25 protein-coding genes, 1 tRNA gene and 1 riboswitch are annotated in these 26,146 nt (G+C 55.4%); of the genes, 14 read left to right on the forward strand and 12 right to left on the reverse strand.

Annotation, left to right across the window (positions count from 1 at the left end):
* Positions 1-104 precede the first annotated feature (104 nt).
* Positions 105-1,337 (forward strand): CaiB/BaiF CoA transferase family protein, encoded by a 1,233-nt coding sequence (locus tag AC6I6N_RS08725; protein WP_395029214.1) that lies wholly within the window; start codon positions 105-107, stop codon positions 1,335-1,337.
* A 31-nt stretch (positions 1,338-1,368) separates the two neighbouring features.
* The gene (locus AC6I6N_RS08730) at positions 1,369-2,904 is read left to right on the forward strand and encodes a 3-hydroxyacyl-CoA dehydrogenase (RefSeq protein ID WP_497943426.1); all 1,536 of its coding nucleotides are present in this window, start codon (positions 1,369-1,371) and stop codon (positions 2,902-2,904) included.
* 250 nt (positions 2,905-3,154) lie between these two features.
* On the opposite strand, the gene AC6I6N_RS08735 is transcribed toward AC6I6N_RS08730, so the two are convergent.
* The gene (locus AC6I6N_RS08735) at positions 3,155-4,048 is read right to left on the reverse strand and encodes a c-type cytochrome (protein WP_094195436.1); all 894 of its coding nucleotides are present in this window, start codon (positions 4,046-4,048) and stop codon (positions 3,155-3,157) included.
* A 243-nt stretch (positions 4,049-4,291) separates the two neighbouring features.
* On the opposite strand from AC6I6N_RS08735, the gene AC6I6N_RS08740 reads away from it, so the two are divergent.
* Positions 4,292-4,366: transfer RNA gene (locus tag AC6I6N_RS08740), tRNA-Arg, on the forward strand.
* A 429-nt stretch (positions 4,367-4,795) separates the two neighbouring features.
* Here the strand turns inward: AC6I6N_RS08740 and AC6I6N_RS08745 are convergent.
* From AC6I6N_RS08745 to gshA, 3 genes are all read right to left on the reverse strand, one after another.
* On the reverse strand, positions 4,796-5,572 hold the full coding sequence (locus tag AC6I6N_RS08745; protein ID WP_497943427.1) for a class I SAM-dependent methyltransferase: 777 nt from the start codon (positions 5,570-5,572) through the stop codon (positions 4,796-4,798).
* A complete protein-coding gene (locus AC6I6N_RS08750; protein WP_497943428.1) occupies positions 5,569-7,617 on the reverse strand; it encodes a TonB-dependent receptor domain-containing protein in 2,049 nt (682 codons plus the stop codon). Before AC6I6N_RS08750 ends, AC6I6N_RS08745 begins: the two co-directional genes overlap by 4 nt.
* Before the next feature lie 360 nt (positions 7,618-7,977).
* Entirely contained in the window at positions 7,978-9,561 is a 1,584-nt protein-coding gene (gene gshA / locus AC6I6N_RS08755) for a glutamate--cysteine ligase (RefSeq protein ID WP_094195439.1), read from the reverse strand.
* Positions 9,562-9,755: 194 nt separating this feature from the next.
* On the opposite strand from gshA, the gene AC6I6N_RS08760 reads away from it, so the two are divergent.
* Positions 9,756-10,286 (forward strand): hypothetical protein, encoded by a 531-nt coding sequence (locus AC6I6N_RS08760; RefSeq protein WP_346549222.1) that lies wholly within the window; start codon positions 9,756-9,758, stop codon positions 10,284-10,286.
* Here the strand turns inward: AC6I6N_RS08760 and AC6I6N_RS08765 are convergent.
* Complete coding sequence (locus AC6I6N_RS08765; RefSeq protein ID WP_094198239.1) at positions 10,216-10,491, reverse strand: response regulator transcription factor; 276 nt, start codon at positions 10,489-10,491, stop codon at positions 10,216-10,218. The genes AC6I6N_RS08760 and AC6I6N_RS08765 overlap by 71 nt on opposite strands.
* A gap of 203 nt (positions 10,492-10,694) precedes the next feature.
* Positions 10,695-10,773: riboswitch (SAM riboswitch) on the forward strand.
* Between AC6I6N_RS08765 and metX the strand changes: the two genes are divergently transcribed.
* The 4 genes from metX to AC6I6N_RS08785 all read left to right on the forward strand — a co-directional run bounded on the left by metX (position 10,763) and on the right by AC6I6N_RS08785 (position 14,506).
* Positions 10,763-12,007: a homoserine O-succinyltransferase MetX gene (gene metX, locus AC6I6N_RS08770; protein ID WP_125277363.1), complete on the forward strand. Its 1,245-nt coding sequence runs from the start codon at positions 10,763-10,765 to the stop codon at positions 12,005-12,007. It overlaps the preceding riboswitch by 11 nt.
* Entirely contained in the window at positions 12,004-12,633 is a 630-nt protein-coding gene (metW, locus tag AC6I6N_RS08775; protein ID WP_094195442.1) for a methionine biosynthesis protein MetW, read from the forward strand. Before metX ends, metW begins: the two co-directional genes overlap by 4 nt.
* Positions 12,634-12,650: 17 nt before the next feature.
* On the forward strand, positions 12,651-13,880 hold the full coding sequence (locus AC6I6N_RS08780; protein WP_108728229.1) for a muropeptide transporter: 1,230 nt from the start codon (positions 12,651-12,653) through the stop codon (positions 13,878-13,880).
* 8 nt (positions 13,881-13,888) lie between these two features.
* Complete coding sequence (locus AC6I6N_RS08785) at positions 13,889-14,506, forward strand: trimeric intracellular cation channel family protein (RefSeq protein ID WP_094195444.1); 618 nt, start codon at positions 13,889-13,891, stop codon at positions 14,504-14,506.
* A 21-nt stretch (positions 14,507-14,527) separates the two neighbouring features.
* On the opposite strand, the gene AC6I6N_RS08790 is transcribed toward AC6I6N_RS08785, so the two are convergent.
* The 4 genes from AC6I6N_RS08790 to AC6I6N_RS08805 all read right to left on the reverse strand — a co-directional run bounded on the left by AC6I6N_RS08790 (position 14,528) and on the right by AC6I6N_RS08805 (position 16,726).
* The gene (locus AC6I6N_RS08790) at positions 14,528-15,262 is read right to left on the reverse strand and encodes an LrgB family protein (RefSeq protein ID WP_121737795.1); all 735 of its coding nucleotides are present in this window, start codon (positions 15,260-15,262) and stop codon (positions 14,528-14,530) included.
* On the reverse strand, positions 15,262-15,612 hold the full coding sequence (locus AC6I6N_RS08795; protein WP_108728227.1) for a CidA/LrgA family protein: 351 nt from the start codon (positions 15,610-15,612) through the stop codon (positions 15,262-15,264). The genes AC6I6N_RS08790 and AC6I6N_RS08795 overlap by 1 nt, the downstream gene beginning before the upstream one ends.
* Positions 15,613-15,758: 146 nt before the next feature.
* On the reverse strand, positions 15,759-16,256 hold the full coding sequence (locus AC6I6N_RS08800; protein ID WP_125277364.1) for a RidA family protein: 498 nt from the start codon (positions 16,254-16,256) through the stop codon (positions 15,759-15,761).
* A 92-nt stretch (positions 16,257-16,348) separates the two neighbouring features.
* Positions 16,349-16,726 carry a RidA family protein gene (locus tag AC6I6N_RS08805; RefSeq protein WP_094195448.1) on the reverse strand — a complete coding sequence of 126 codons (378 nt, stop codon included), beginning with the start codon at positions 16,724-16,726 and terminating at the stop codon, positions 16,349-16,351.
* 116 nt (positions 16,727-16,842) lie between these two features.
* On the opposite strand from AC6I6N_RS08805, the gene AC6I6N_RS08810 reads away from it, so the two are divergent.
* The 5 genes from AC6I6N_RS08810 (at position 16,843) to AC6I6N_RS08830 (ending at position 22,675) form a co-directional block, all read left to right on the forward strand.
* A complete protein-coding gene (locus tag AC6I6N_RS08810) occupies positions 16,843-17,718 on the forward strand; it encodes an ATP adenylyltransferase family protein (RefSeq protein ID WP_497943429.1) in 876 nt (291 codons plus the stop codon).
* A gap of 347 nt (positions 17,719-18,065) precedes the next feature.
* Positions 18,066-18,845 (forward strand): response regulator transcription factor, encoded by a 780-nt coding sequence (locus tag AC6I6N_RS08815; RefSeq protein WP_125277366.1) that lies wholly within the window; start codon positions 18,066-18,068, stop codon positions 18,843-18,845.
* Between the two features lie 653 nt (positions 18,846-19,498).
* On the forward strand, positions 19,499-20,311 hold the full coding sequence (locus AC6I6N_RS08820) for a winged helix-turn-helix domain-containing protein (protein ID WP_125277367.1): 813 nt from the start codon (positions 19,499-19,501) through the stop codon (positions 20,309-20,311).
* A gap of 511 nt (positions 20,312-20,822) precedes the next feature.
* A complete protein-coding gene (locus tag AC6I6N_RS08825; RefSeq protein ID WP_497943430.1) occupies positions 20,823-22,520 on the forward strand; it encodes a sodium:solute symporter family protein in 1,698 nt (565 codons plus the stop codon).
* 32 nt (positions 22,521-22,552) lie between these two features.
* Positions 22,553-22,675 (forward strand): putative transporter small subunit, encoded by a 123-nt coding sequence (locus AC6I6N_RS08830; protein ID WP_094195454.1) that lies wholly within the window; start codon positions 22,553-22,555, stop codon positions 22,673-22,675.
* A 142-nt stretch (positions 22,676-22,817) separates the two neighbouring features.
* Here the strand turns inward: AC6I6N_RS08830 and AC6I6N_RS08835 are convergent, their stop codons facing one another.
* Positions 22,818-23,477 carry a LysE family translocator gene (locus tag AC6I6N_RS08835; protein WP_321267539.1) on the reverse strand — a complete coding sequence of 220 codons (660 nt, stop codon included), beginning with the start codon at positions 23,475-23,477 and terminating at the stop codon, positions 22,818-22,820.
* A 394-nt stretch (positions 23,478-23,871) separates the two neighbouring features.
* Complete coding sequence (locus tag AC6I6N_RS08840) at positions 23,872-24,510, reverse strand: alanyl-tRNA editing protein (protein WP_125277369.1); 639 nt, start codon at positions 24,508-24,510, stop codon at positions 23,872-23,874.
* An 86-nt stretch (positions 24,511-24,596) separates the two neighbouring features.
* Here AC6I6N_RS08840 and AC6I6N_RS08845 point away from each other — a divergent pair, with 86 nt between their 5' ends.
* Positions 24,597-25,538, forward strand: coding sequence for a LysR family transcriptional regulator (locus AC6I6N_RS08845; protein ID WP_094195456.1), 942 nt, complete (start codon positions 24,597-24,599; stop codon positions 25,536-25,538).
* Here AC6I6N_RS08845 and AC6I6N_RS08850 read toward each other — a convergent pair.
* Complete coding sequence (locus AC6I6N_RS08850) at positions 25,535-26,059, reverse strand: carboxymuconolactone decarboxylase family protein (RefSeq protein WP_460196452.1); 525 nt, start codon at positions 26,057-26,059, stop codon at positions 25,535-25,537. The two genes, AC6I6N_RS08845 and AC6I6N_RS08850, sit on opposite strands and share 4 nt — an antisense overlap.
* Between the last annotated feature and the right edge of the window lie 87 nt (positions 26,060-26,146).

Below are 26,146 nucleotides of genomic sequence, written 5' to 3' on the forward strand. Positions count from 1 at the left end.
CCTCCGGGCCCGAAAATGACCATGGTTTGAGCACTTTTTCTGTCCATAGACCGGACTAAGAAGACGTAGTGCACAATACGCGACTTGAAGGATTTTTGTTTGCTATGACCACGACTGAACGAAAAGCGCCCTTGGCGGGATTACGTGTTCTGGACTTGACGCGCGTGCTGGCCGGGCCCTGGTGTACCCAAAACCTGGCTGACTTGGGGGCGGAGGTCATCAAGGTGGAGCGTCCCGGCGCGGGAGACGATACCCGTGGCTGGGGGCCACCGTATCTACAGGATGGTCACAGAGCGGACACGGAAGATGCGGCCTATTTTGGGGCTGCCAACCGCAATAAAGAGTCCATCACCCTGGATATAGGCACTGCACAAGGCGCAGAAGTGGTGCGGCAACTGGTCAGGCGCTGCGATATTCTGGTGGAAAATTTCAAGGTCGGTGGTTTGAAAAAGTACGGGCTGGACTATGAAAGTCTGCAAGCCATCAACCCAGCCCTGATTTACTGTTCGATTACCGGATTTGGCCAGACGGGCCCCTATGCAAGTCGGCCAGGATATGACTTCATGATCCAGGGGCTTGGGGGCTTGATGTCCCTGACAGGTGAGCCCGGTGGCGAACCGCAAAAAGCGGGTGTGGCCGTGGCCGATGTCATGACAGGCATGTACGCCACGGTGGCTGTACTGGCGGCCGTGGTGGAGCGCCATCGCAGTGGTCTGGGCCAGCATCTGGATATTGCCTTGCTGGATTGCCAGGTGGCCATGATGGCCAATCAGAACATGAATTACTTGTGTACCGGGCAGGCGCCACAGCGGCCCGGTAATGCTCATCAAAATCTGGTGCCCTATCAGGTCTTTGAGGCCAGTGACGGGCATTTGATTGTGGCGGTGGGCAACGATGCCCAGTTTCGCAGTTTTGCGCAGGAGCTGGGCCATCCCGAGTGGGCGGATGACCCCCGTTTTGCGCGCAATGCCGGACGTGTCATGCACCGGGACGAACTGGTGCCCATGCTGGCGCAGGTCATGCAGAGCCGGTCCCGCGATAGCTGGTTGCAGGCGCTGGAAGCCGTGGGTATACCCGCCGGCCCCATCAATACGATGGAACAGGTTTATCAGGACCCACAGGTGCTGGCGCGCGGCTTGCGACTGGACTTGCCGACCGGGCAGGGGGGGAGCGTACCTTCGGTGGCCAGTCCTTTGCGTTTGTCGGCCACGCCCGTGCAGTATCGCAGTGCGCCCCCGCGTCTGGGAGAGCACACCCGCGAGGTCCTGGCGCGAGTGCTGGAGCTCTCGCCCGACAAGGTAGAGGCCCTGGTGTCCGGCTCCGTGGAACAGGCTTAATTTTTATTGCTTTTCGATCAGGTTGTGAATCATGAAACAGATACAAACCATCGCTATTGTTGGCGCAGGCGCTATGGGGCGGGGCATTGCCCAGATTGCCGCCCAGGCTGGCAAGCAGGTCTTGCTCTATGACCTGAATGCAGACTCGGTCAAGGCGGCCTTGGCGGATGTACACGCCGTCTGGAGCCGTTTGCAGGAAAAAGGCCGCATGACGGCTGAACAGGTGGATGCGGCCAAAGCATGCTTGCAGACCGCCAGCGATCTGCAAGCCTTGGCCCCTGCCGATCTGGTAGTGGAAGCCATTGTGGAACGTCTGGACGTCAAGCAAGGCTTGCTGCAGCAGTTGGAAGAGATCGTGTCGGCCGATTGCGTGTTGGCCTCCAATACGTCCTCGCTGTCCATTACCGCCATTGCTCAAGCCTGCCGCCACCCTGAACGCGTGGCTGGCTATCACTTCTTCAACCCCGTGCCCCTGATGAAAGTGGTCGAGGTTATTGATGGCTTGCGCACATCGCCCGAAGTGGGGGATGCCCTGATGCAAGTGTCGCGTGATATGGGCCACACGCCTGTGCGCGCCAAGGACATGCCCGGTTTTATCGTGAATCATGCCGGTCGTGGCATGAATATCGAGGGTCTGAAAATCGCCCAGGAATGTGTGGCACCTTTCTACCAGATCGACGCCATCATGCGCGAACAAGCTGGTTTCCGCATGGGCCCCTTTGAGCTGCTGGATCTGACCGCGCTGGATGTGTCTCACCCGGTGATGGAGTCCATTTACCGCCAGTTCTATGACGAGCCTCGCTTCCGTCCTTCGCCCATCACGGCAGTGCGTCACGCGGGCAAGCTGTTTGGTCGCAAGAATGGTGAAGGCTTTTATAAGTATGAAGATGGTAAGAAGCAGGTTCCTCAAGAGCCTGCCGTTCCTGCTGTGGCCTCTTTGGCGCCCGTGTGGGTCTCGCCTTACCACGAGCAAGGCCAGGCTCGCGCTTTGCAATTGCTAAGTGAGCTGGGTGTGAACGTGGTGGAAGGTGACCAGCCACCTGCCGATGCTCTGATTTTATTGACGCCTTACGGTGAAGACGTGGCGACTTTGGTGTCCCTGAACGGCCTGGACCCTGCACGCACCGTGGCGCTGGATACCTTGTTTGGTCTGGAAAAAGGCCGTCGCCGTGTGCTGATGTGCTCGGCGGCGACCACACCAGAATGGCGCGATCAAGCCTGGGCCATGTTGGCCAGCGATGGTACGGCTGTCAGCGTGATCGAGGACTCCGCCGGTTTTGTGGCCCAGCGTTTGGTGGCCACCATCGTGAACATCGCCAGCGATATCGCTCAGCAGCAGATTGCGACACCGTCGGATATCGACGCTGCCGTGTGCCTGGGTCTGGGTTACCCGCACAATGGTCCGCTGTCCATGGGCGATGCCGTTGGTTCGCGTGATTTGCTGGATGTGCTGAACACGCTGCAAGCGGTCACGGGTGATATGCGTTACCGCGCCAGCCCTTGGTTGCAACGCCGTGTGCAGTTGGGCATGTCCTTGACGGCATTGGCGCAGTGCAAGGCGCAGTAAGCGTCTCAGATTGCTTTTCTGGACGCGTTATGAGGCTTTATAAAGCGTTCTAGAGGCAGAGCCGTCAACAAGGCGATGAGTAAGCCTGGGTTCGGGATGACACCGGACTCAGGCTTTTTTATTGGTGTAAGGGGCTGTTTCTGTATCGCTTCTTTGTCGACAGGTTCAGGCAAAGAAAAAGCCCGATGAGTATTCATCGGGCTTTTTGTATTTGCAGGCTCTGTGCCAGGACAGAGCCTTGATGCAATGCTTACTTGGCGGCGTTAACCATGTGTTGGATAGCAGCGCGAAGTTCGTCGTCAGAGGCTTGCGAACCACCGCGTGGAGGCATGGCGCCAACACCGTGGATCGCTTTTTGAAGCATAGTGTCCATACCGGATTCGATATAGGGCTTCCAGGCAGCCTGATCCCCAAACTTGGGCGCACCGGCGACACCGGCCGCGTGACAGGCAAAGCAAATGGTGTCGTACAGTTTGATGCCTGCCGGGTCGACTTTGCTGTCGTCAGCGGCAGCCGTTTGTGTTGCGGCAGGGGCATCCGCAGCGGGGGCCTCGGCGGGTTGGGTATCTGCAGCAGCAGCGGCGGCTTCAGGTTTGGCGTCGGCTTGCTCACCTTCCGGGGCAGGCGCTTCGGGCTCTTTGAAGTCAGCGCCAGCTGCGTTGGCCATGTAAACAACGGCACGGGCCACTTCGATATCGTCCAGTGACGGGTTGCCGCCCTTGGCAGGCATGCCTCGAATGCCGTGAATGGCATTCTTGATCAGCTCGTCCTGGCCCAGTTTGAGCAGCTCGCCCCAGGCAGCCTGATCACCAAACTTGGGAGCACCGGCCACACCGGTGCCGTGACAGGCGGTACAGGTGGTTTCGTATACTTTCTGGCCAGTTTTCAGCTCTTTGACGGCATTGGCGTCAACCAGTTTGAAACCAGCAACCGGCTGAATGCGGGCAGCAATGGCTTCAGGGGAAAGGGCAGCGGAGCCAGCACCAGCACCCATGGTGGAGGTAACCAGGCTGACCAGCATGACAATAATCGCGATGGGCACCAAGAAAGCCAGAGCCACGGTCACAAGCAATTGTTTAGGGGTTTTGATCATGGCTGAGTGACCCTCGTTGTGTTCTTCGGGTTTTTGTTCCGTGTTGCTCATTATCGGATCCTGCGAGTTCGTACAAGAAATGACGGGAGGGCCTTTGACGGCCACCAATAAAGGCTTGCGCCTACCTAATGGGTGTGCGCAAGGACGTGTCTACCAAGCCACCGACCCAGATCGCGCAACCATGGATTATAGCGGAGTGTATCGCTCTTGTATCTGACTCTTGATTTGGCACACTCATAATTGCCCGATAGATGCTGAAAAAAACTCCAAACTCGCGCTACAATAGCCAGCTTGGCGTCCGTAGTTCAATGGATAGAATTAGGGTTTCCGAAGCCCTCGATACAGGTTCGATTCCTGTCGGACGCGCCAGAATTCCTTGTTTATACGGCCCTTTAGGGCTGTTTTTCAAGGTCTGGTGTGAGTTTTCAGTTATAACGCGTCGTAATGCAAGCAGCCTATGGCTGCTTTTTTTGTGTCTGCTGTTTGCCAAAATACGGTTCCAAGAAAGATTCGGATGAGGTTGGCTAACTATTGATCTCGATCATTTGGCCTAGGGCAAAATGATTAATTTCATCTGTATGCTTGTGTTCAGCCTTTGCCTGGAGGCGGGGCAAGGTGTTCTCAGGTCAATCAGCTAGGGATAATGTTTGAAACAAGCAGGGCAGTGCCTGATAAGAATAGGGAACCTGGCGGTGCTTCGGGGGCCTTGCTGCGACACGGTGTGAAGCAGTGGTGTATTGGAAAAGATAAAGGGGCTGACAAGGCCCCTTTATCTTTTTCCTGTGTTGCTTTCTGGTTTTAAATAGCTTCGGCACAAATCACATAGTCATGACCATGACGCAGACCTCCCAAGGTCTGATTCAAGGCCAGGGCCTGCTTACGCAAGGTTTGGACATGCTCGGACAAGGCCAAGGCCAGATTACGGTCCTTCAGACGGCGCAGGCGCCCGTCACACATATCCAGTTGACCGTGGATAAAGCTGTCGCCGTAACGAATGCCAAAGCGTTGTGCATCCACACAACGGTAGCCGGATTGCCGCAAATGACGCAGTACCCAGTCCATCGGGTATTCGCGATACGGGCGCTCGCCGGCCAGCAGCAGGCAGGCATCGCGTAAACGGCCTATTTCCACAATCAATTTGCCCGCCGGGTCCGTGCTGCTATAGGGCACGTAAGGTTCCAGACCAATAATATAGAGACGCTGGCTGGTAAGCGGTCGCAGGCGGCTGAACAACTGGTCCTGGGTGTAGGGGGCAAAGCCGTCTATGGCACCGAGCAGATAATCCGCCAGAACCGTGTCAAAGCGTTCGCCTTGCAGAAACTCCGGGTCGCTCCAGTTGCCCACCAGAAGGCGGTCCTCGGGACGTTTCTGGTCGCCCAGTTCACGGGTAACCTGTTCGGCCATACCGGGTGAGGCGGTAATGGCTGTCCAGCGTTCTGTGTCCAGCGTCAGCAGCCAGCGCAGCGAGCCCTTGCCGGTGCCGGCATCCAGAACGTTGCCCCAGGGACGGTCGCCCTGCATGTCGGCCACGATCTGGTAGAGACGGCTACCCGTGTGTAGGGCGGTCTTGCTCAAAATTCCACCTGTATCCCGGCCAGGATGTTGCGTCCCATCAAGGGGGCCTGACGGGCAATAAAGGAGGTATGGCGGTAGGCCAACTTGTTCAGCAAGTTATTTCCTCTCAGATACAGGGTGTAGGTGTTTTGGTCCATATGCAGGCGGTAGCTTAAACCCATGCTGAGCAAACCGAAGGAGGGCGAGCCTTCTTCATGTTCAGCCACGCGATTTTGGGCGAAGGTATGGGTGTAACCCACAAAACCGGACCAGTTCTGCCAGTTCACATCCGTGCGAATACCCAGGCGGGCGGCAGGCATGCGGGGCAGGTTGCGGCCGGGATCTTGCAGTTTACCGCGCACCAGATCGCCATAGACGCTCAGCGAGGCCCAGGACGTGACCGGGTAGGAGGCCTCGGCTTCCAGGCCCCAGAATTGAGCTTTGTCCTGGCTGTATTGAATCAGCTGGAAGTCTTCGTGACGGTCCAGGCTGCGGCCATAAATATAGTTCGAGCTGCGGGTGTAGAAGGTACGCAAATCAAAGCGCAGATCGCCCAGGTGTTTTTGCAGGCCCAGATCGACAGTATGGCTGGTCTCACGATCCAGGTTAGGATCACCGCGCTCATAGCTGAGCGTGGCAAAGTGTACGCCTTTGGCGAACAGTTCCTGAGCCGTGGGCAGACGCTGCGAGCGGGATACGGACAGGCTGGCAGCGTATTCAGGCGCAAAGTCCCAGACGGTGCCCAAGGAGAAGGAGGTGGCCGTGCCTTTGCGGCGCTCCAGGGTTTGCGAGTCGGGTGTGACGGTTTGCCATTCCTGACGAGCGCCCAGTTCCAGACGCCAGTCGTCCCAGTTCACGCTTTCCAGCAGGAACAAGCCCTGGCTGCGAGTCCGGGTGGGCGGGATGAAGTTTTCCGTGCCGTCGCGGGAAGCAAAATCAGACTGGCTGGTTTGCAGGCCGATAACGCCTTCAAAGGGCCCCCAAGGATTGTGTTCCAGCTCCAGGCGGGTGTCGTAGCCGCGATTGGTAAAGCGGGTGCCCGCTATATCCCCATCTTTTTCGACGTGCTGGTAGTCGGTGGCCCCGGCGCGCAGGCGAGCACGCTTGAAGCCGGGTAAAGGATCACGCAGTTCGCCGCGTATATCGAAACGCTCGGTGCGCAGGTGAGCCGTGGCTGAATGATCATGGTCATGATCGTGTCCGTGATCGTGATCATGGCCGTGGTCATGACCATGGCCGCCACAATGCAGGGTGGCACCGTGTGGGTGGCAGTCCTCATATTCATGGCTGTGACCGGGCAGGCCGTAGCTGCCCTCGCGGTAAGAGTACGCCGCGCCTATGTAGCCACGGTCGCCAATAAAGGACAGACCGATGCTGCCAGTATCTGTGCTGGAGTCCGAGTCCTTGACACGGCTGTCGGTCCAGTTGGGGACACGATAGTCGCGGCTGCGGTGTGAGGCACCTTCGACGTGCAAGGCGATATTGCCTTCGCCTGCTGTCATTTCCACTGCGCCGATCCTGCCACGGTCAGCGGTGGAACCCTGAGCGCGCACCGAACCTTCAAACCCCTTTTCGGGGATGGTTGTGGGGATTTTGCGATCCAATACGTTGACGACACCGCCAATGGCACCACCGCCGTACAGCAGGGCTGATGGGCCGCGTAGCACCTCGATGCGGTCTGCCTGCCAGGTGTCGACCGTGATGGTGTGATCGGGCGAGATGGCCGACGCATCCATGACCTCTGCGCCATCGCTCAGGACTTTGACGCGGGGCGCGGTCTGACCACGAATGACGGGGCGGCTGGCACCGCTACCGAAGCTGTCTACATGAATGCCGACCTCACCGTCCAGCAATTCACCCAAGGTGCTGCTGCGGCGCAAATCCAGTTTGGGGCCTTGCAGGACCGTGCTGGCGGTGGCCAGCTCGGTTTGTCGCAAGGCCAGGGGGCTGGCGGAAATTCGGATAGGGGCCAGCTCAGGGACAGGTTCTTCAAGTTCATTGGCTTGGGCAGAGGCACACAAAAGCAGCGCCAGGGCAAGTGGCAAGGGACGGGGTTGGAAACGCATCTCATCTTCCGGTTTGTTAATTTTCGGATGTTATAACATAACAATAACTTTTCAAAATAGAGGGGAAAACTTTTTGAGGGAAGGGGAAAAAAGAGCGTGTCGGGTGTGTGGCTCAATGTGAGCCCGGTCTCCCATTCGTGTGCAGAAGACGGTCAAGAAAAGCCCCCACGCGACGCCTTCGGCTTGTTGCCGCCCTAGGAGGACTTTTTGCCGGGGGCGCCGAGCCGTGAGGCGGCCCGGCGACAAAAAAACCTTCGCGACGCCTTCGGCTTGCTGTCCCCCGGGGAGAGGTTTTGCCTTGGGGCGGCCCGGCGGCAAAAAAAAACCGCCCTTGCGGGCGGCATTGCATCACGATGGGGTTTAACTGTTCTCCACCGCAGGAGGAATCAGGTTGCGTTCGTAGCGATGGACGTAGTCCTCAAAGGACTCTTGATCTTGCGCTTCGATATCAATCTGGGCTTGCAGAGACTCTTTAGCCTGTTGCTCGAAGGCGGCTTGCTTGTCGGCAGACAAAGGATGGGCCAGCAAGGTTTCGTGATGCTCGCGGCTGCGTTGCAATGCGTAGTCGTGAAAACTCAAGCCGGTTTCACGCAAATGGTGTAGCAACTGGGCAGAAGGAGTCAGCTCTGAGTTGTCCAGCTTGCGGATTTGGGCCTGCACAGCTTCTGTGTGACCGTGGGTATTGAGGGCCTGGTCCAGCATTTGCGCGTAAGGCAGCAGGGATTCCAGAATCTCATGGCCCCAGTCTTGCAGGCTGACGCTTTCCTTTTGTTGATTGGTCAGCATCAGGCCGGGGCGACGGCCTTCACGTACGACGGTCGCAAAGTTGTTCTTGCTGTCCTGACAGTAACCGCCATCCGGGAAGAAGGGGCTGTCTTGTACGGTACAGAACAGCAGGAACGTATCCAGAAAGCGGCAGGTTTGCTCGGAAATGCCGGTGGGCGATTCCGGGTCGATATCCAGGCAGCGCACTTCGATATATTCCACACCACGCTGGGCCAGAGCGGTGGCCGGACGCTCGCTGCGCTGGGTGGTGCGCTTGGGGCGAATGCTGGAGTAGTACTCGTTTTCAATCTGCAGAATATGGGTATTGAGCTGAATCCATTCGCCATTGCGGTGGGTGCCTAGCTTTTCGTAATCCGGCCAAGGGGTGACGGCAGCGTGATACATGCGCATCACAAAGGTGTCCAGGTCGTTGTAGCAAAGCTGAAGCTCGGCCTGGGCTTCCTTGTTGTGATAGCCCAGATCGCTCATGCGCAGACTGGTCGCCCAGGGCATGGTCAGTGTGTCCTCGTCGATCTTGTCCAGACTGTTGCTGCGCCCTTGCAGGAAGTTCGCATCCAGTACGGGCGAGGCACCAAACAGGTACATCAGCAGCCAGGAGTAGCGCGTGAAGTTGCGGATCAGCGCCAAATAGCCGTTGGAGCGCTGGTCTTGCAAATTGTCGCCACAGACATTGAGCAAGGGCCAGATCCCATCTGGCAGAGAGAAGTTGTAATGCACCCCGGCGATACATTGCATGGGTTTGCCGTAGCGCTCGGCAAGACCACGGCGGTACACATGCTTGAGCATGCCCGTGTTGGACGTGCCGTACCAGGCAATGGCAATATCCTTTTCGGCAGGCAGCAGCGCAGGCATGGACTGGTTCCAGATCATTTCCTGATCCAGCTTGCCAGCCACAAACGTGTGGATGTCAGTCAGCTCTTGCAGCACGTCCTCGACTCGGGCTTGCGGTTCAGTAATCAGCTCCAGCAGGGCCTCGGCGTAGTCGGTGGTGATGTGGCCGTTGGTCAGGGCCGACCCAATGGCTTTAGGGTGGGGGGTCGCTGCCAATTGGCCCAGCGCATCGACGCGCAGTCCTTCTTTTTCGATGCCGCGCAAGATTCCCTGCAAAATCTCGGGATTCTGTTGCAGGGCAAGGCGGCGTTCGTGGCTGGTGTTCATGGTGGTGTTTCCCACTTTCGAAATCGGGTGCAAGATACGGGACTGTTCAAAGGGGCCTGGCCCCGTCTATAAATAGTAGTCCGACCACACTTGCTTTGTTAAGTTGCGCCAAAAGGCGTATCGGGCAGGGCGAGTATAAGGCGGCTGTTCAACCAGCCGATGAAAAGCATGAAACGGGATACGGGATTAGCACCATGATGATCAGGCGCATTATTGCGATACTGGCGGCCTTCTTGACTTTGGCCGCCTGCAGTCCGGAGTTTAACTGGCGCAAGGTTCAGCTTGAACACACTGGCCTGTCGGCCATGTTGCCCGGTAAGCCCACCACCAGTCACCGATTGCTGGATTTCGAGCAGTATCAACTGGATTTTTATCTGACGACCGCCACGGCGGGTGGACAAAGCTACACCGTGGGCCATGTGATTTTGCCAATGGAGCTGCAACAGGACGAGACCGCCCGCCAACGCTTGTACGAGGCGCTGCATGACTCTTTGCGCGGGAAATTTATACCGGATGGGCAGGTCAGCGAGAAAAGCCAGATACAACTGCCACCACCAGGTCAGGTGTTTTTCATGACGCGCGATGTGGGGGGCGTCGCCTTGCGGCTGGAGGCCATGATCCGTATGGAGCCAGGCTGGATAGTGCAGGGCTTTGTTATGACGGATTCCGGTAAGGCTCCGGATGCGGCTCAGGCAAAGGTTTTCTTTGACGGCTTAGCTCGCTAGCTGGGTCGCCGCTGATCAGACGCCGCTGCAAGGCCAGGGTAATGGCCGCTTGGCGGCTGTAGACCCCAAGCTTGGCGTAGGCGTTTTGAAAGTGAAAGTTGATCGTGCGCTCAGTAATGCCCAGGATGATGCTGATTTCCCAACTGGTCTTGCCATGGGCAGCCCAGTTCAGGCAGGACTGTTCGCGTGAAGTTAAATGCGTCACGGTAAAGCCATTCCTCATGCATTCGTGGTAAACGTCGGGCCAATGTACTCAAATTTAGCTTAGCTGGCAGACAGATGAGAATGAAAATAATGATGTAAATCAAAGCATTGACTTTTCTTGGCTGCGTTCATTGCCCAGGGTCCTGAATCGATCCAGCTTGGTCGATTTGGACGCCGCGCCGCAGCGATGCTAGAATTTTGTCTTATACGTTTTGCGCCGATTTGCCTGATCCGCTTGCGGGCGCTCCATAAATCCAGCTAAAGAGGTCCTGATGGCCACTGATTCCGTCCCTAGCGCCGACACTGGCGCCCTTAGCCCATCCTGCGGATTGATCCCCGAAGGTTCCGTGGGCCCCGTACAAGCCGAACTCATCGCCTTTGACGAACCCCTGCATCTGCGCAGCGGGCAAGTGCTGCCCAGCTACGAGCTGGCAGTCGAAACCTATGGCACCCTTAACGACGAACGCAGCAATGCCGTATTGGTGTGCCATGCCCTCAATGCCTCGCACCACGTGGCCGGGTATTACGACGACGATCCTAAAAGCATAGGCTGGTGGGACAATATGGTCGGCCCTGGCAAAGCAGTGGATACCGATCGTTTCTTTGTCATCGGCGTCAACAATATCGGCTCCTGCTTTGGCTCGACCGGCCCGTCCAGTATCAACCCTGCCACTGGCAAACCGTGGGGCTCCGAGTTTCCCGTGCTGACGGTAGAAGACTGGGTTCGTGCTCAGGCCCGCTTGGCCGATTACTTTGGCATCCGCAAGTTTGCTGCCGTCATGGGGGGCTCCTTGGGTGGCATGCAGGCCCTGAGCTGGGCCATCAGTTGCCCCGAGCGTGTGGAGAACTGTGTGGTTATTGCCAGCACCCCGCGCCTGTCGGCCCAGAACATTGCCTTTAACGAAGTGGCCCGCAGCGCCATTTTGTCCGACCCGCAGTTTCACGGTGGGAATTACTACGAGCATGGTGTGGTGCCTAAAGCAGGTCTGGGCGTTGCCCGCATGGTGGGCCATATCACCTATTTGTCTGATACGGCCATGGCCGAAAAATTTGGCCGTAATCAGCGTGCGCCAGCCCAAGGTGGCGAATACAACTACAACTACGGCGTGGAATTCGAGGTCGAATCCTATTTGCGTTATCAAGGCGAGAAGTTCTCGCGCTATTTTGACGCCAATACCTACCTGATCATCACTCGTGCGCTGGATTACTTTGACCCTGCGCGCCAGTCTCAGGGGGACCTGGTCAAGGCACTGGAAAATGTGCAGGCCAAGTTCTTGCTGGTGTCCTTCACCACGGACTGGCGTTTCTCGCCCGAGCGTTCGCGTGAAATCGTGCAGGCCCTGCTGCGTAATCAGCGCCAGGTAACGTATGCTGAAATCGATGCCCCGCACGGGCACGACGCTTTTTTGCTGGAAGACCCTCGTTATCATGCCGTTGTGCAGGGATACTATGACCAGATCGCCGCTAATTTGGGCTTGCCTGCGCGCACGCGCACGACAGGGGTGCTGGCAGAATGACTAAGCCGCAAACACAGGTGGATGATGTCATGTTAAGACCGGATTTGCTGCGCATTGCGCAGTGGATTGAGCCAGGTTCGCGTGTGCTGGATCTGGGCTGTAACGATGGCACTTTGCTGGCGCATCTGCGCGATACGCGCCAGGTCGTTGGTACAGGCGTAGAGCTGAACGACCAGTTCGTGATCGCTTCGGTGCGTCGTGGCGTCAATGTCATTCAGCAGGACTTGGAAGAGGGTCTGGCGCTATTTAGCGATCAGCAGTTTGACACCGTTGTGCTGTCCAAAACCTTACAGTCCATGCACCATACCGAGCACATCCTGCGCGAGATGGCGCGGGTGGCGCGGTATGGTATCGTCTCGTTTCCTAACTTCGGTTATTGGCCGCATGGCTGGAGCATTTTGCGCGGACGCATGCCGGTCACTGGCGAAATGCCTTACCAGTGGTACAACACGCCCAACATCCATTTGTGCACCATGAAAGACTTTCAAGATCTGGCCCAGGCGGTGGGGGTACGCATTCTTGATCGTGCCGCATTCAATGGTCGCGACACGGTGCGCTTTTTACCGGGCTGGCGCAGTACTTTGGCCATGTATCGTTTCGAGTCTCCCCACTTTCTTGCTGCTTAGCGCTAATAAGGCCTGACGTGTCACGTGTCTATACCAGTCCCCGAGTCTTGCCTTTGCTGATTCTGGGGTTTGCCAGCGGCCTGCCTCTGGCCCTGGTTTCAGGCACCTTGCAGGCCTGGGCGACGGTTGAAAATGTTTCGCTGACCGAGATCGGTTTTCTGACGCTGGTCGGCTCGGCCTATACGCTGAAGTTTCTGTGGGCCCCCCTGATTGACCGCTATGCACCACCGTTCATGGGGCGCAGGCGTGGCTGGATATTGTTGACCCAATTGCTGCTGGCCGCCTCGATTGCGGCCATGGGTTTGTTTTCTCCTTCCGTAAACCTGACTGCGTTGGCCTTGCTGGCCGTGTGGGTGGCCTTTTTGTCAGCGACGCAGGACATTGCCTTCGATGCCTATTGCACCGATGTGCTGCAAGCGCAGGAGCGGGCGGCGGGGGCGGCGGTCAAGGTCATGGGTTACCGCATCGCCATGATCGTCTCCGGTGGTCTGGCCTTGATTCTGGCGGATCGCTGGTTGGGCTGGTCCAATACCTATTTTCTGATGGGTGGTTTCATGGCACTGTGTGCGCTGGTGACCTTGATTTCACCAGAACCACAGGAACAGAGCCGTCCGCCCCGTAGCTTGTCTGAGGCGGTCGTGGCACCGTTGGCAGATTTTTTCTCGCGCCCTGGCGCCTGGAGTATTCTGGCGCTGATTGTGCTCTACAAGCTGGGCGATGCCTTTGCCGGTGCCTTGTCCACCACCTTTTTGATTCGTGCGGCCGGTTTTACGCTGTCCGAGGTTGGCACGATCAATAAGGTGTTTGGCCTGGCGGCGACGGTGGTTGGGGCCTTGATGGGCGGGGCAATCATGGCTCGTCTGGGTCTGTACCGGGCATTGATGATCTTTGGTGTGTTGCAGGCTGTCTCCAACCTGGGTTATTGGTGGATTGCGATTGAAACCGCGCCATCCATGTGGCTGATGGGCATGGTGGTCGGTCTGGAAAATCTGTGCGGCGGCCTAGGCACAGCAGCCTTTGTCGCTTTGCTGATGGCCCTGTGCAATCGGACTTATTCCGCCACTCAATTTGCACTTCTGTCGGCCTTGTCGGCAGTGGGGCGTACGTATCTGGCTGGGCCTTTGACACCTGTACTGGTCGAATCCCTGGGCTGGCCGGGCTTTTTTATTTGTACCGTCTTTATTGCTGTGCCTGGCTTGCTGATGCTGCGTTGCTATCGGGGGCTTCTTCAACAGCTTGATGCTTAAAAAATATCATGCTCTTACTTGTTCTCTACATTATTGCCATCACCGCCGAAGCCATGACCGCGGCGCTGGCCGCAGGCCGTCGCGACATGGACTGGGTGGGGGTGTGCACCATCGCTTGTGTCACCGCTTTGGGTGGCGGCTCGGTGCGGGACGTGCTGTTGGGGCATTACCCGTTGACCTGGGTGCAGCATCCTGAATATCTGTGGATTACGGCAGGTGCGGCTATCCTTACGGCTTTGATCGCCCCTATCATGCGGCGCTTACACAGCCTGTTCCTGCTGCTCGACGCCATGGGGCTGGTGGTCTTTACCGTGATTGGCTGCCAGATTGCGCTGGAGATGAAGCTGCCGATTACGGTGGTGCTGCTCAGCGGCATGATTACCGGTTGTGCAGGTGGTGTCTTGCGTGACATCTTGTGCAATGACATCCCCTTGCTGCTACGCAAGGAGATGTATGCCAGTGTATCCATGCTGACTGGCGCTTTGTATTTGGGCGCCCAGCATTTGGATTGGAACCCGTATGTCACCCTGTTGGGCCCCATGATTATCGGTCTGGGTTTCCGTATGCTGGCTTTGCATCGCAATTGGCAGATGCCCCGTTTCGTCTATCGAGACGAGTGGCGCTAGAGCCAGGCTGTCCCGCCTGGCTCAGGCCACACCTAACCAGCGCAAGATAATAGGAACAAAGGGCACCAACACGGCGGTCATGATCCCGTTCAGACTCAGGCCAATGGCAGAGAACGCCCCAATCGTTTCATGAACCTGCAAGGCGCGGGCGGTGCCGATGGCGTGTGCCGTCACGCCCACAGCAAAGCCACGGGCTTCGGGGCGATCAATTCGCAGCACGTTCAGCAGCGGGCGCGCCATAATGGTGCCCGCGATCCCAGTAATGGCAACAGCGACAGCCGCCAAGGAAGGTTGCCCGTCAAATTGTTCTGCCAAAGCCATGGCAATTGGCATGGTGGCCGAGCGCGGTGCCACCGACATGATGGTTTCAAACGAGCCACCCAAGGCCCAGGCAATCAGCACCGTACTGAAAATAGCGGTCACCGAGCCAATCAGCAGGGCAATGGTTAGTGGCTTCCAGATCTTGCGCAACTGACGCAGCTGGCTGTAGAGCGGCACAGCCAGGGCAACCGTGGCAGGGCCAATCAGAAAGTGAATGAACTTGGCCCCTTCAAAATAGACGGGGTAGGGCGTGCGGGTCAGCAAGAGCAGGGACACAATCACCAGAACCGAGACCAGAATCGGCAGCAAGAACGGGCTACTACCTGATTTGCGGTACATCCAGACCGAGCCTGCGTAGACCGAGCAGGTCAAGGTCAGCCACAGCAGGGGCGAACTGGACAGAAAGACCCAGATTTGAAAAAGTCCGTCCGTCATTACTCTTTTTCCTGGTGGTTTTTAAGCAGACGATTGAGCACCAAGGCTGTGACCACCATGGTGATGACGGTGCCGCCCAAGGTGGCGATCAAAAAGGGCTGCCACTCCTGGGCTACTCGATCAAAATACAACATCACGCCGGTTACGGCGGGGATAAATAGCAGCATCAGGTTCTGTAGCATGACACTGGCTGTGCTCTCCAACGAGGCCGGTACGCCGCCACGAATCAGCAAGGCCGCAGCTAGAAGCAGCATGCCTGCCAAAGGCCCTGGCAGCGGCAAAGATAGTGTCTGCACCAGAATTTCGCCGATTAACTGAAAGGCGAAAAGGGCAGTAATCGCGTAGATCATGAGAGAGTCCGTAAAGGCAACGAAAACGCCAGGCGGTAAGCCTGGCGCGGGTAAAAGGTCTGGCTAAGGGTGCTAGTGTGCCATACAAGACAGTCAGGCAGTAAGCGTGCCGCTTATAAGGGATCGGCTATGGCAAGGGGCTGGTATCAATGCTTGGCTGGCCTGGTTTTAGTGCCCGTCCATGCCTGAACGTCGATTTCTACGTCCACACCACCCACCAGTTTGGCCTGTACCAACGAGCGTGCCGGAAAGTTGCTGCCCAGGCGTTCTTTATAAGTTTTGTTGAACTGATCGTACAAGGCCATATCAGATAGATACACCGTCACTTTGACGACATGGCTAAGGTCTGCACCGGCCAATTTCAGCGTCTCTTCAATTCGGTCCAGCGTGGCATTGGTCTGATCTTCAATACTGCTGCGCACGATCTCGCCTTTCGCGTTCAGCGGGATTTGTCCTGACAGGAACAGAAAGTCCCCGGCTTGCACGGCGCGGGAAAAAGGCAGGTCCGAATCGCCCAGAAAGCGTTTGATCGCAGTCGGTTCTGCGGCTTGGTCAGTCGTGGCTGCGTAGGCGGTGATGCTGGTGCCCAGACCTAAGACAGAACAAGCCAGTAAAGTGTGACGGGCCGAAGCAAAAAAACGCATCAGAATTCTCCTTGGACTAGAGGAATTCAGTGTGCCATATCCAAGGCCCGGTAGCGTGAATTTGTGTGACGACCCGTCGGTCTGAAAGCGGCTTAGGCGCGATCGCCCAGCCAGGCTTGAACTTCAATTTCTACGTCCACGCTTTTGGCCAGTTTGGCTTCAACCAGCGAGCGGGTAGGCAAGGTGTCGCCAAAGCGCTCGGCATAGACTTTATTGAAGTCGGCAAACAAGGCCATATCGGACAGCCAGACAGTGGCTTTGACCACATCAGCCAAGGTGGCGTCAGCCAGAGCCAGACCTTCGATCAGGCGGTCAAACACAGCGTGGGTCTGGTCCTGGATGGAGCCACGCACCACTTCACCTTGGGCGTCATAGGGGATCTGGCCGGACAAGAACAAAAAACCGCCAGCCATGGTGGCACGCGAGAAGGGCAGTGGCAGTGGGCTGGCAATACGGCGGATACCGGACATGGAGTACTCCTGATAGAGGTGGTGGAAAATTTGCGTTAGGCAGCATGCGCGTTTATTCGCGTCTCTTGCCTACAATAAGGCGTCACTATACAACTTCAAATGAGGAGCGAGACGACGTGAGCAAGGAAATTTTGCAACGCCTGGACCAACTAAGTCGGGCCGCGTTGGCCAGTGGTGATTTGTTGCCCGTGCAAGCTCAAGAGCAGTTGATGCGGGATCAAGGGCTGGCATTTTTTGTGCGTTGGGTATCTACTCTGGCGGCCAAGGATGCTGCCAGCGTCTCGATTCCAGGTGGACCGCGCGACCCCAACTTCAATCCTTTCTTGCCGCCAGCCCCCGCTTTGACGGTGGATGATGCCAGCAGCACACACAATATTGTGCTGAACAAGTTTGCTGTCTGTGATCTGCATTTGGTGCTGGCTGACAAGGTGTTTTCCGAACAGCTCAGCCCGCTACGCGATATTGATTTCCGAATTCTGGCGGACTTTCTGGCCTTGCAGAATGGTTTGGGCTTTTACAACGGCGGTGGCCCGGCAGGTGCCAGCCAGCGTCACAAACATACGCAATGGATTCCGCAGGCGGACAGCAATGGTTCGCTGGCTCTCTATCTTGACAGACTCCCCGCCCAGGCTGCTGCAGGCAGCGCGCATCAACACCCTGCCTTGGCTTTTGAGCATTGTTTTGTGCGCTTGTCCGATAGCCGAGATCCGGTCGCCTTGAGTGACAGTCTTTTGAATTCTTACCGCCTGGCGTGCAATGAGTTGGGTTTGGTGCCAGGGCAGGACGGACAGTTACCGCCACATAATATGTTGGCTGGCCAGGGATGGATGCTGGTGGTGCCGCGCAGCATGGAGTTGGTTGACGGTATTTCAGTCAATGCCCTGTCTTATGCCGGCTGCATTTATGTGCGTACTCCCGAACAAATTGATGTGGTACGCCAGATCGGCCCGTTGGGCGTTCTGGCGCGGGCGGGCTATGCCAGCAACGCATAATCGTTGATTTGAGGTTTGCCCTGCTTTACTGATGAGCCCCGCTACGGTGGGGTTTTTATTTGTCTGTTTGTGTGTTTGAGTATTGTTTTGAATCTTAATTTACTCATTTGAAACAAAAGAAAAATATTTGAACGTAATGGCGCTTTGTTTTCGGATCTTTGCATTCAAAAGCGAAGTTTACTAGGTTTGAAAGAAATGAAATGAAATAATGTAACTGTTTTTATGGAAATAAATAGAAATATAAAGGCTGGGTAAATAAGCGAATTATTTGGAAGTGTTTTTAATTATTAGAATTAGCGTCGACTTGGAACAAAACAAACTTATTTGTCCCCATAGGTGGATTGCTTATGCATGTCTCGTCTGAAGCTCATATTTTGCTTATTGCTCCAGAACCTGCCGGCATAGCCGATTTACTGGCTTTGTTACGCACTAGTTTTGCTCGTATTAGTTTTGCGCTGGATGCACAGCAGGGCTTGGCGCGTTGCCAGTCCTTGCAGCCTGATTTTGTGTTGAGTGAATACCACTTGCCTGGTTTGCGGGGCGACACTTTTATGCGGATGTTGCGTGCCAATCCCCAAACCGCTTCTATTCCGGTGGTGTTCCTGTCAGCGGTTTTATGCGCGGATAGTCAGCTCATGGCTTTACGTAGCGGCGCTCGCGATTTCATTGCGTACCAAACCCATGTGCAATTAGTGATCGAGCGTATTCGCCTGCATCTGGGCCTGAGGGAGATGGAAGCAAGTAGAGAAGAAAGCAGTGCTAATAAGGGGTGGAAGGGGTTTTCTAGTTCATCCGCTCAGCATTACCTGGTCGATGCAGTACAGCAGTACGTGCGGGACAATCTGTCGGATTATTTGACGGTCGACAGTCTGGCGGAGAGGTTCGGGACGACCGCTCGCCGCTTGAACGAGCTCTTTAAAGAGAGTGGTGGTTTAACGGTGCGCGATTTTGTGTATTCCAGCCGCATGCGTTATGCCATGCACTTGCTCAGGCAAACCGATATGGCCATCACTAACGTGGCGGCCGAGTCCGGCTATCTAAATCCGGCCAATTTTGCCACCGCATTTCGTCGATGCAGCGGCCTGTCTCCCTCGGTTTACCGACAGCACAAAAATCCTAATATTTAAAACAAAAATGAAATAAACGGTTTATTAGGGTGTTTTTTTGCAGTGATTCAAACAGGTTCAGTAAAAATTCAAAAGCAATTATAAAAAAATGGTAAGAAAATAAAAAAAACCGAATAGGGATGAAATTTCGGTAAGGGTTTATTGAGAAAACATGCAAATTATCGTCGTGACGGGGTGCGGAGGTATTGCACCCGAAAACTCGGTTATGTCAGTGCAATACAAGAGGGTCAGAGAAAATTTTGGCTAATTTCTTTTATAAGCGGACAGATTATCAACAGCATTTATAAGTTGGTTTGAAACGAGAAAACGACAACATTGATGGCAGTTACGGAAAACCCCAAGACGCGTACTACATACCGCTGCGGCGGCATTGGCGACAGCCAGGCTTGTGCTGGAATGGGTGCAGGGCGTGCCTTTGCGGCACCGTACCACCTTTTTTCATCTGATTTCTGGCGAGACTGTTTCTTTGACTGCGGTCCGCAAGACTACTCTAAAGCAAATGGGCGGGACAGTTCCAGTGACTCTGAATCCTGATCCCAACATGGATTCCTTGTTAGCCGCGTTTCTGGTCAAGGCAGCCAGTGGCGAATTTACCGGCCAGTCCAAGGGTAAAAACATCAATTGCCTAGTGTGGGCCCACAGGGGTAAGGACTATGACGGTAGAACGAATGTTTCTGTTACATAACGACAAGGCCAGTTTGCAGCAGATCGTCTTGGAGTCGGAGCAGTGGGGCGTCAAGGTAAAGACGGTAGAGACGATAGAGCAATGCCTGTCCTTAGCGCATTCAATCGGGGCGGAGATGGTATTTGCTCTCGTGTGTCAGGCAGAGAAGATTTTTTGGCATATCAATCGTTTACGCATGGAATTTCCTGCTGCAGGTGTCCTTGTTGTGCGGCGCGACAAGATGGCTGGCCTGGAACGAGGACATTTGTTGCTTGCTGGGGCTGATGCCTGCTTTGACCAGGATGCTTTGCCGGTGGAAGTGGTGGCTTGCGTGCAGGCCTTGCGGCGTCGCGGCTATGCCTTGCAGCAAAGTTTGCGAACTGATTTGGCGGAACCCGTCAATGCGGGGATGTTGCCTCATAGAACAGAGTTGGAGCCGGATCTGCAACGATGGGACTTGATGGAGAACGGTTGGACCTTGCTCACGCCACGCGGTCACTCGGTCCTGTTGACGCGCGGTGAGCGACGTATTGTGCAGGTTCTCTTTGCGGTCAGTCCGCAAACCGTAGAGCGTGATCGTTTGTTTCCTCCGGAAGAAGGGCGGGAGTCGACTGCCCGTTCTGTGGACGTTTTGATCAGTCGCTTGAAACGTAAAATAACGGCGATCGGAGAGGAACTGCCCATACGCTCGGTGCGAGGGGAGGGCTACGCTTTTGTAGGCAAAGTGCCTGCTGCCTGCCAAGAACTGGCACGTGCCAGTTTGAGTACTGATGAGGTCTACGAGTGTATTGAAAAGGCCTGAAACCCCCTTTTTCGATGCTGAAACAGCATGATATAGACCCTAAAATTTTAAATATGTATAATTGGTCGCTCTGGTTCATTGAATCAGCTTCTCGAACAGGCCGTTCAGGTGCGACAAAATTGCATAAAAAAATGGCGGTCCGTTCTTCAACAGGTTGTTGCACAACAACCCGGCTTTAGCCCGAAACACCTTGCCCGACCCTTGGGTCGCGGAACAACCAGCCGACGGTCTCACACGACTTCGGCCTGCAACAGAGCGGCTTGTCTCTGGCCATGTTTATTTGCTGTAAGGCCCGCAGACTTGCCGTAATGTGAGGCACTTTGCGCTGTGTCTTGCTTTTTTTCGCTTTGGCTCTGGTCAAGGGCGAAGGCGCGTGTGCGCGCGTTCGGTTCAGGTGTTTCGGTTCTGATCTTGGGATCGGTGCCGCCCAGCGCGTTACTGCGGAATCGGCACGCATGCGAGTGAGAGCTGTTTTGCAAGCAGCCATCGCGCAGAAGAGAAAGGGAAAGACATGCAAGAGGCGGAGTTTTTTACGCTTTCAACCACAACGGCCATATTGTTGCTGGTTGGCTTTTATGGTGCGACATTTCTGATGTCGCTCGTGATTGGCCAAAAGAAAGAAAACGTGGATGGATACATGGTATCCAACAGTGCAGTGGGTTTTGGCCTTGCAGCGGCCAGCATGATTGCCACCTGGATATGGGCCGCGTCCTTTTATGCCAGCGCGACCTCGGGTTTTAAATATGGGCTATCAGGCCCTCTACATTACGGGCTATGGGGTGCTTTGATGATTCTGTTCATCTACCCTTTTGGGCGACGTTTTCGCCAACTTGCCCCGCAGGCACATACGCTGGCCGAGGTGCTGCACGCACGGCACGGCTCGTCCAGTCAGATGATTATGGCGATTTCCAACGTGGTGGGCAGTAGCATCAGCCTGATGGTGAACTTCACCGCCGCGGGTGCGTTGGTCTCGGTCCTTAGCCCTCTGACATTTATTCAAGGTGTGCTGATTGCGGGTCTGGGAGTGCTGTCCTATACCTTGTGGTCAGGTTTTCGCGCCTCGGTGATGACGGACTTTGCTCAACTGGTTGCCATGATTTTGTCAGCCGTCGTCATTATTCCGCTGATTTTCTTTAACGCTGGTGGCACAGAGATGATTCAGGCCAATTGGTGGCGTCTGGATTCCGAGCAAGCCAACTTCTATTCGACCAAGGCCATTTTGGAGCAAGGTGCGCCGTACTTTGTGGCGGTACTGGCTTACGCGATTGGTAACCAGACGATTGCCCAACGCCTGTTTGCAGTGCGAGAGGATCTGATCAAGCCCACTTTCCTGACGGCCACGATTGGTTACGGTGCCGTTGTCATTGGTTTGGGTATGTTGGGTCTGCTGGCTTTGTTCACCGGCTTGCAGCCTGTGAATGGCAATATGAACAACATCATCCCGCAGATGGCGTCTACGTATCTGCCACCCGTTGGCATTGCCTTGTTTTTCGTTCTGGTGGTGGGCTCCTTGTCTTCCACTGCGGACTCGGACCTGGCCGCCTTGTCAGCGATCGTGATGACGGATATTTACGCCAAGAACATTGCTCGTGGTCGCCCAAAACCCGCTCGTATGCTGTGGTGGGGCCGTGTCACGATGGTCGTTGCCACGATGGTGGGGGTGATCTTCGCCAGTTTGCGTCTGGATATTCTGGTGATGCTGGTGTTTGTCGGTGCCTTGTGGGGCGCGATTGTGTTCCCGGTCATTGTCAGTTTTTACTGGGATCGTGTTACCAACAAAGCGTTTACTTGGTCGGTGTTGTGCGCTGTTGTGCTGTTTACGATCGTCCGCTTTGAGCTGATCCCTATCGAGGGTGTGGTGGCCTTGTTCTACGAAGTGACTGCATCGATTGGCGGTGGTGTTGTTGCTGGTTTGATGACCTTTGCGTTTTTCCGCAGCCGTATTGCCATTGCGATTGGTGTGATTGCGACCGCTATCTTGCTTCCCAACTTCATTGGTTTTCTGCGTGAGTACATTGTTTTGCTGGGGTCCTTGACGGCTTACGGCGTTAGCGCTGTGGTTTGTGTGGCCATCAGTTTGCGTAGTCAGGAACGTTTTGATTTTTCCGTCCTGGCCGAGCGCGTGCAGTCTTTTCACTATGACGAGACTCCCGTACCGGGCAAGAAACAGCGTGAAGTGAAAGGTGAGCCGGTTTCGGCCCGCGCTTGAACTCACGATAGAAAAAAGCAAAGGAGAATCTTATGTTGATGACGATTTACTTTATGATCTGGCCTGTCATGTCGGCCATCATTTTAGTCTTGCTGGTTGGCAACCTGATCCGGGATTGGCGCAGAGCCCGTAAGACGGGCCAATCCATGGTCTAATGAAAAATCGCCCCGCCTTTTCACAAGGCGGGGCGATTTTTTTATGGCGCTAGAGCAATCATGCTTGCTGCTATTTATCGCTTATGCAGGCCAGAGTGCAAAGGTAAGCTGCGATCTTTGACACTGTTCGGCTTTTGTCTGCTCAGATCAAAAGACGCTGCCCGGCATGCACCAGCAGGCGCAGTGAAAAACCAAGTAGCAAGACGCCTGTTATCCGTTCAAACCAGGTTCCCATGCGTAAGAAACGCTGGCGCACGCGAGGATTGGTGAAGATCAGACTAACGACAATAAACCAGCCCGCATTGACCAGGCACATCCAGACGCCGTAGAGCATTTGGGTGCTGAGCGGGGTGCTGGCACTGACTATTGATGTAAATACTGCCAGAAAGAACAGGGTGGCTTTGGGGTTGGTGGCATTGGTCATAAAGCCCAGCGCCAGAGACTGACGCACGCTGACGGCAGCGGGTTCGCCATTGCTGGACTCGGTTAGGCTTACCTCCATGGGAGAGTTGGCCTGTCGTAAAAATCCCCAGCCTATGTACAGCAGGTAAGCGCCGCCCAAGATTTCGGCCACGCTCATCAGCCAGGGAGTGGAGTGCAGTAAAGCGCCTACGCCCAACAAGGTGTAGATCACATGAACGGAAATTCCCGCCCCGATGCCAATAGCGGTGGCAATGCCGGCCTGGCGGCCCAGCCGCACACTTTGGCGGATGGTGACCGCAAAGTCAGGCCCAGGGGCAATAACGGCCAAAAAATGAATCAACGCCAGAGTAGTGAACTCTGGCCAATAGGTTTGCAACACTATTCACTCCAAAAAATCAGCGGCATGGCAGGTCTGCGATATCCCACAAGGCAAGACGGGCTCAGGCGCAAGTTGCCCTTGCTTGGGGTGACGAGATGCTCTGCAGCTCTCCTTCCGGCTTGGCCATTGTTACGTTGCCCTTGCGGGCTGCTGGGCGGGTAGTGATCGAGGGCGTTTTGACCGAGGATAGCGTCGCCCAGCTTTTGTGAGGTGGACGCATCAATGCAGCGGGAACGTCGGGTAGCCAGACGTTCGCTATTTGCAGGGACTGCATATGTCCAATCTGTAATCGTTCAGCCTCTCAATACATCCCTCATGTTCTTGGTGTTTTTAAAAGGCTCTTGTCTTTTCCCATTGATAGACGGTGCTAATCAACTATCCTGGTTTTTATTGTTTATTCGGTCATCATTTCATAGTGAACGCTAAGTTCATCCTTTTTGTTTTTGATGCGAATTATTTTCAATCCAGCCAATTCAGATGTGTTTTCAACATGGGTGCCGCCACATGGGTATTGACCCAGATTGCCAATTGCAACTTGGCGTCGGCCAGCCTGGAAACTGATGAAAATAGCTTGGGCCAGTTGGATTTGTTCGGCACAGTGGTTCGATAAATCGTCCAGAAGTGGGGGCAGGGCATTTGCGGAGCTGCGAAACACGACACGCGACTCACCCGGCCAATGATGCGCCTTTACCGCTTGCCAACCAATGCGCTCCAGCAGATGACCGATCATGTGGCCTGCGGTGTGTAAGCGAGCGTTTTCCCGTCTATGGTTGCCGTCGATACGTAGTTCCACTGGGCCCAAAGGCAGGTACTTGTGCAGGTAGTGCAGGACATGGCCATCGCGGTTTTGTGCCACGTGCAGAACCTCGTTCCCATTTATCGTGCCTTTGTCACAGGGCTGACCACCACCTTGAGGGTGAAATAAGGTTTTATCCAGCCTGACAGCGTAGCGTTCATTCTCGGAGTGATAACCCTCCAGGATTTCCGCTGTGCAGGTAAGGCTGTGGCTGGTCAAATATAATTTATCTTGCATTTTATTATCGGTCGATTGGCTTTAAAGCATTGTAGGCATTGCCAGCAGTCCTGGTAATTGCAATTCATTGAAATGATTTATTCCCTATGAGCACAAGTAATCTCACTTCCCTGATGAGTGACATGGTGGTTTTTGTCAAAGTGGTGGAGACAGGCAGTTTTTCCGAAGCCTCTCGCCAGCTTGGCTATACCCCGTCGGCGGTCAGCCGTTCCATTGCGCGTTTGGAGAAAGGTCTGGGAACGCGCGTTCTGCAGCGCACGACACGCAAATTGCGTTTAAGTGATAGTGGGCAGGCAATTTATGAGCATGCGCGTGACATGCTGTCTTGCGCCCAGGCCGCGATGGAAATTTCGGGACAGTTCCAGACCGAGCCAGAGGGGCAGATTCGCTTGAGTGTTCCCAAAGCAGTGGGGCATTTTCTGATCCATCCTCATATGCCGGACTTCTTGGCGGCGCATCCCAAGGTGAATGTCCTGATGAATCTGGATGATCGCTACGCCGATCTGATCGACGATCAATTGGATCTGGCGATACGAATCACCGATCAGCCGCCACCGGGTTTGATGGGCCGTCATCTGACCGATATTCGACATGGCTTGTATGCCAGCCCCGCTTATCTGGCCGAGCACAGCCTGCCCGTGCATCCACAGCAATTGCGCGAACATAGCTGCATTTATCTGGGCGAGGCGCCCAGCGATTCACGCTGGCGCTTCAATAAAGGAGGGCGGGTGCTGAATGTGTCGGTTAGTGGGCGTTACGCGGCTAATCATACGGGTGTGCGTCTGGATGCGGTCGAGCGTGGCTTGGGGATAGGCAGTTTGCCCTGTTTTGTGGCCAGGGAGCCCGAGCAGGAAGGGCGCATTGTGCGTGTGCTGGACGATTGGGAGTTCCGCACTCAATATTGTGGTGCTTTGTGGGCCTTGTATCCGCCCACCCGCCATCTGCCTCCCAAACTACGTTTGTTTGTGGAGTTTCTGGCGGGGCGCTTGGGAGGCAGCAGGACGAATGTACTTAGGGTGCCGGTTTAACGCGAGTCGTCTGAGTGGATGTGCAAGGCCTCCAGAAAGCGCGACACCATATTGTAGGTAGCAATGGTAGCGGTCAGCTCGACAGTCAGGCGCTCATCGAAATACTGACGTACATCCTGAAAAACGGCGGGTTCCACTTGCACCTTCAAGGTCATGGCATCGGTGTAGGCCAGTACCGCACACTGGATGGGCGTGAACGCATCCGAATCCTGCCAGTCGGGCAGGGCATCGAGTTGAACCTGGCTCAGGCCTTCAGCCAGAGCGATAGGGGCATGTTGATCGGCCTCGTAAGGGGCACGATTCAACAAGGCTACACGCATGATGACCAGCTCGCGTAGATCACCCGGCAGGCTGCTGTTGTGACGTATGCCCGTCAGGTGATTCAGCCAGCCTTTTGCAATGGGTGGGCTGTGCAGCAGCATCTGGTACAGGTGCAAGACACTGCCACGCTCTGCAATGATTTGTTCTACCAATGGGGCAGCTTCGGGGGCGTTCAGGTCAGCATAAGGTAGGCGGGCCATGATTCTCCTTTATGTATGGCGGTGCTTCTTGCGGCTGGTTTGCTGCAGGACGATCAGCAGGGCATTCCTGAAGCGGACAGCCCATGC

It is taken from the genome of Alcaligenes sp. LTN-3 (assembly GCF_059735605.1).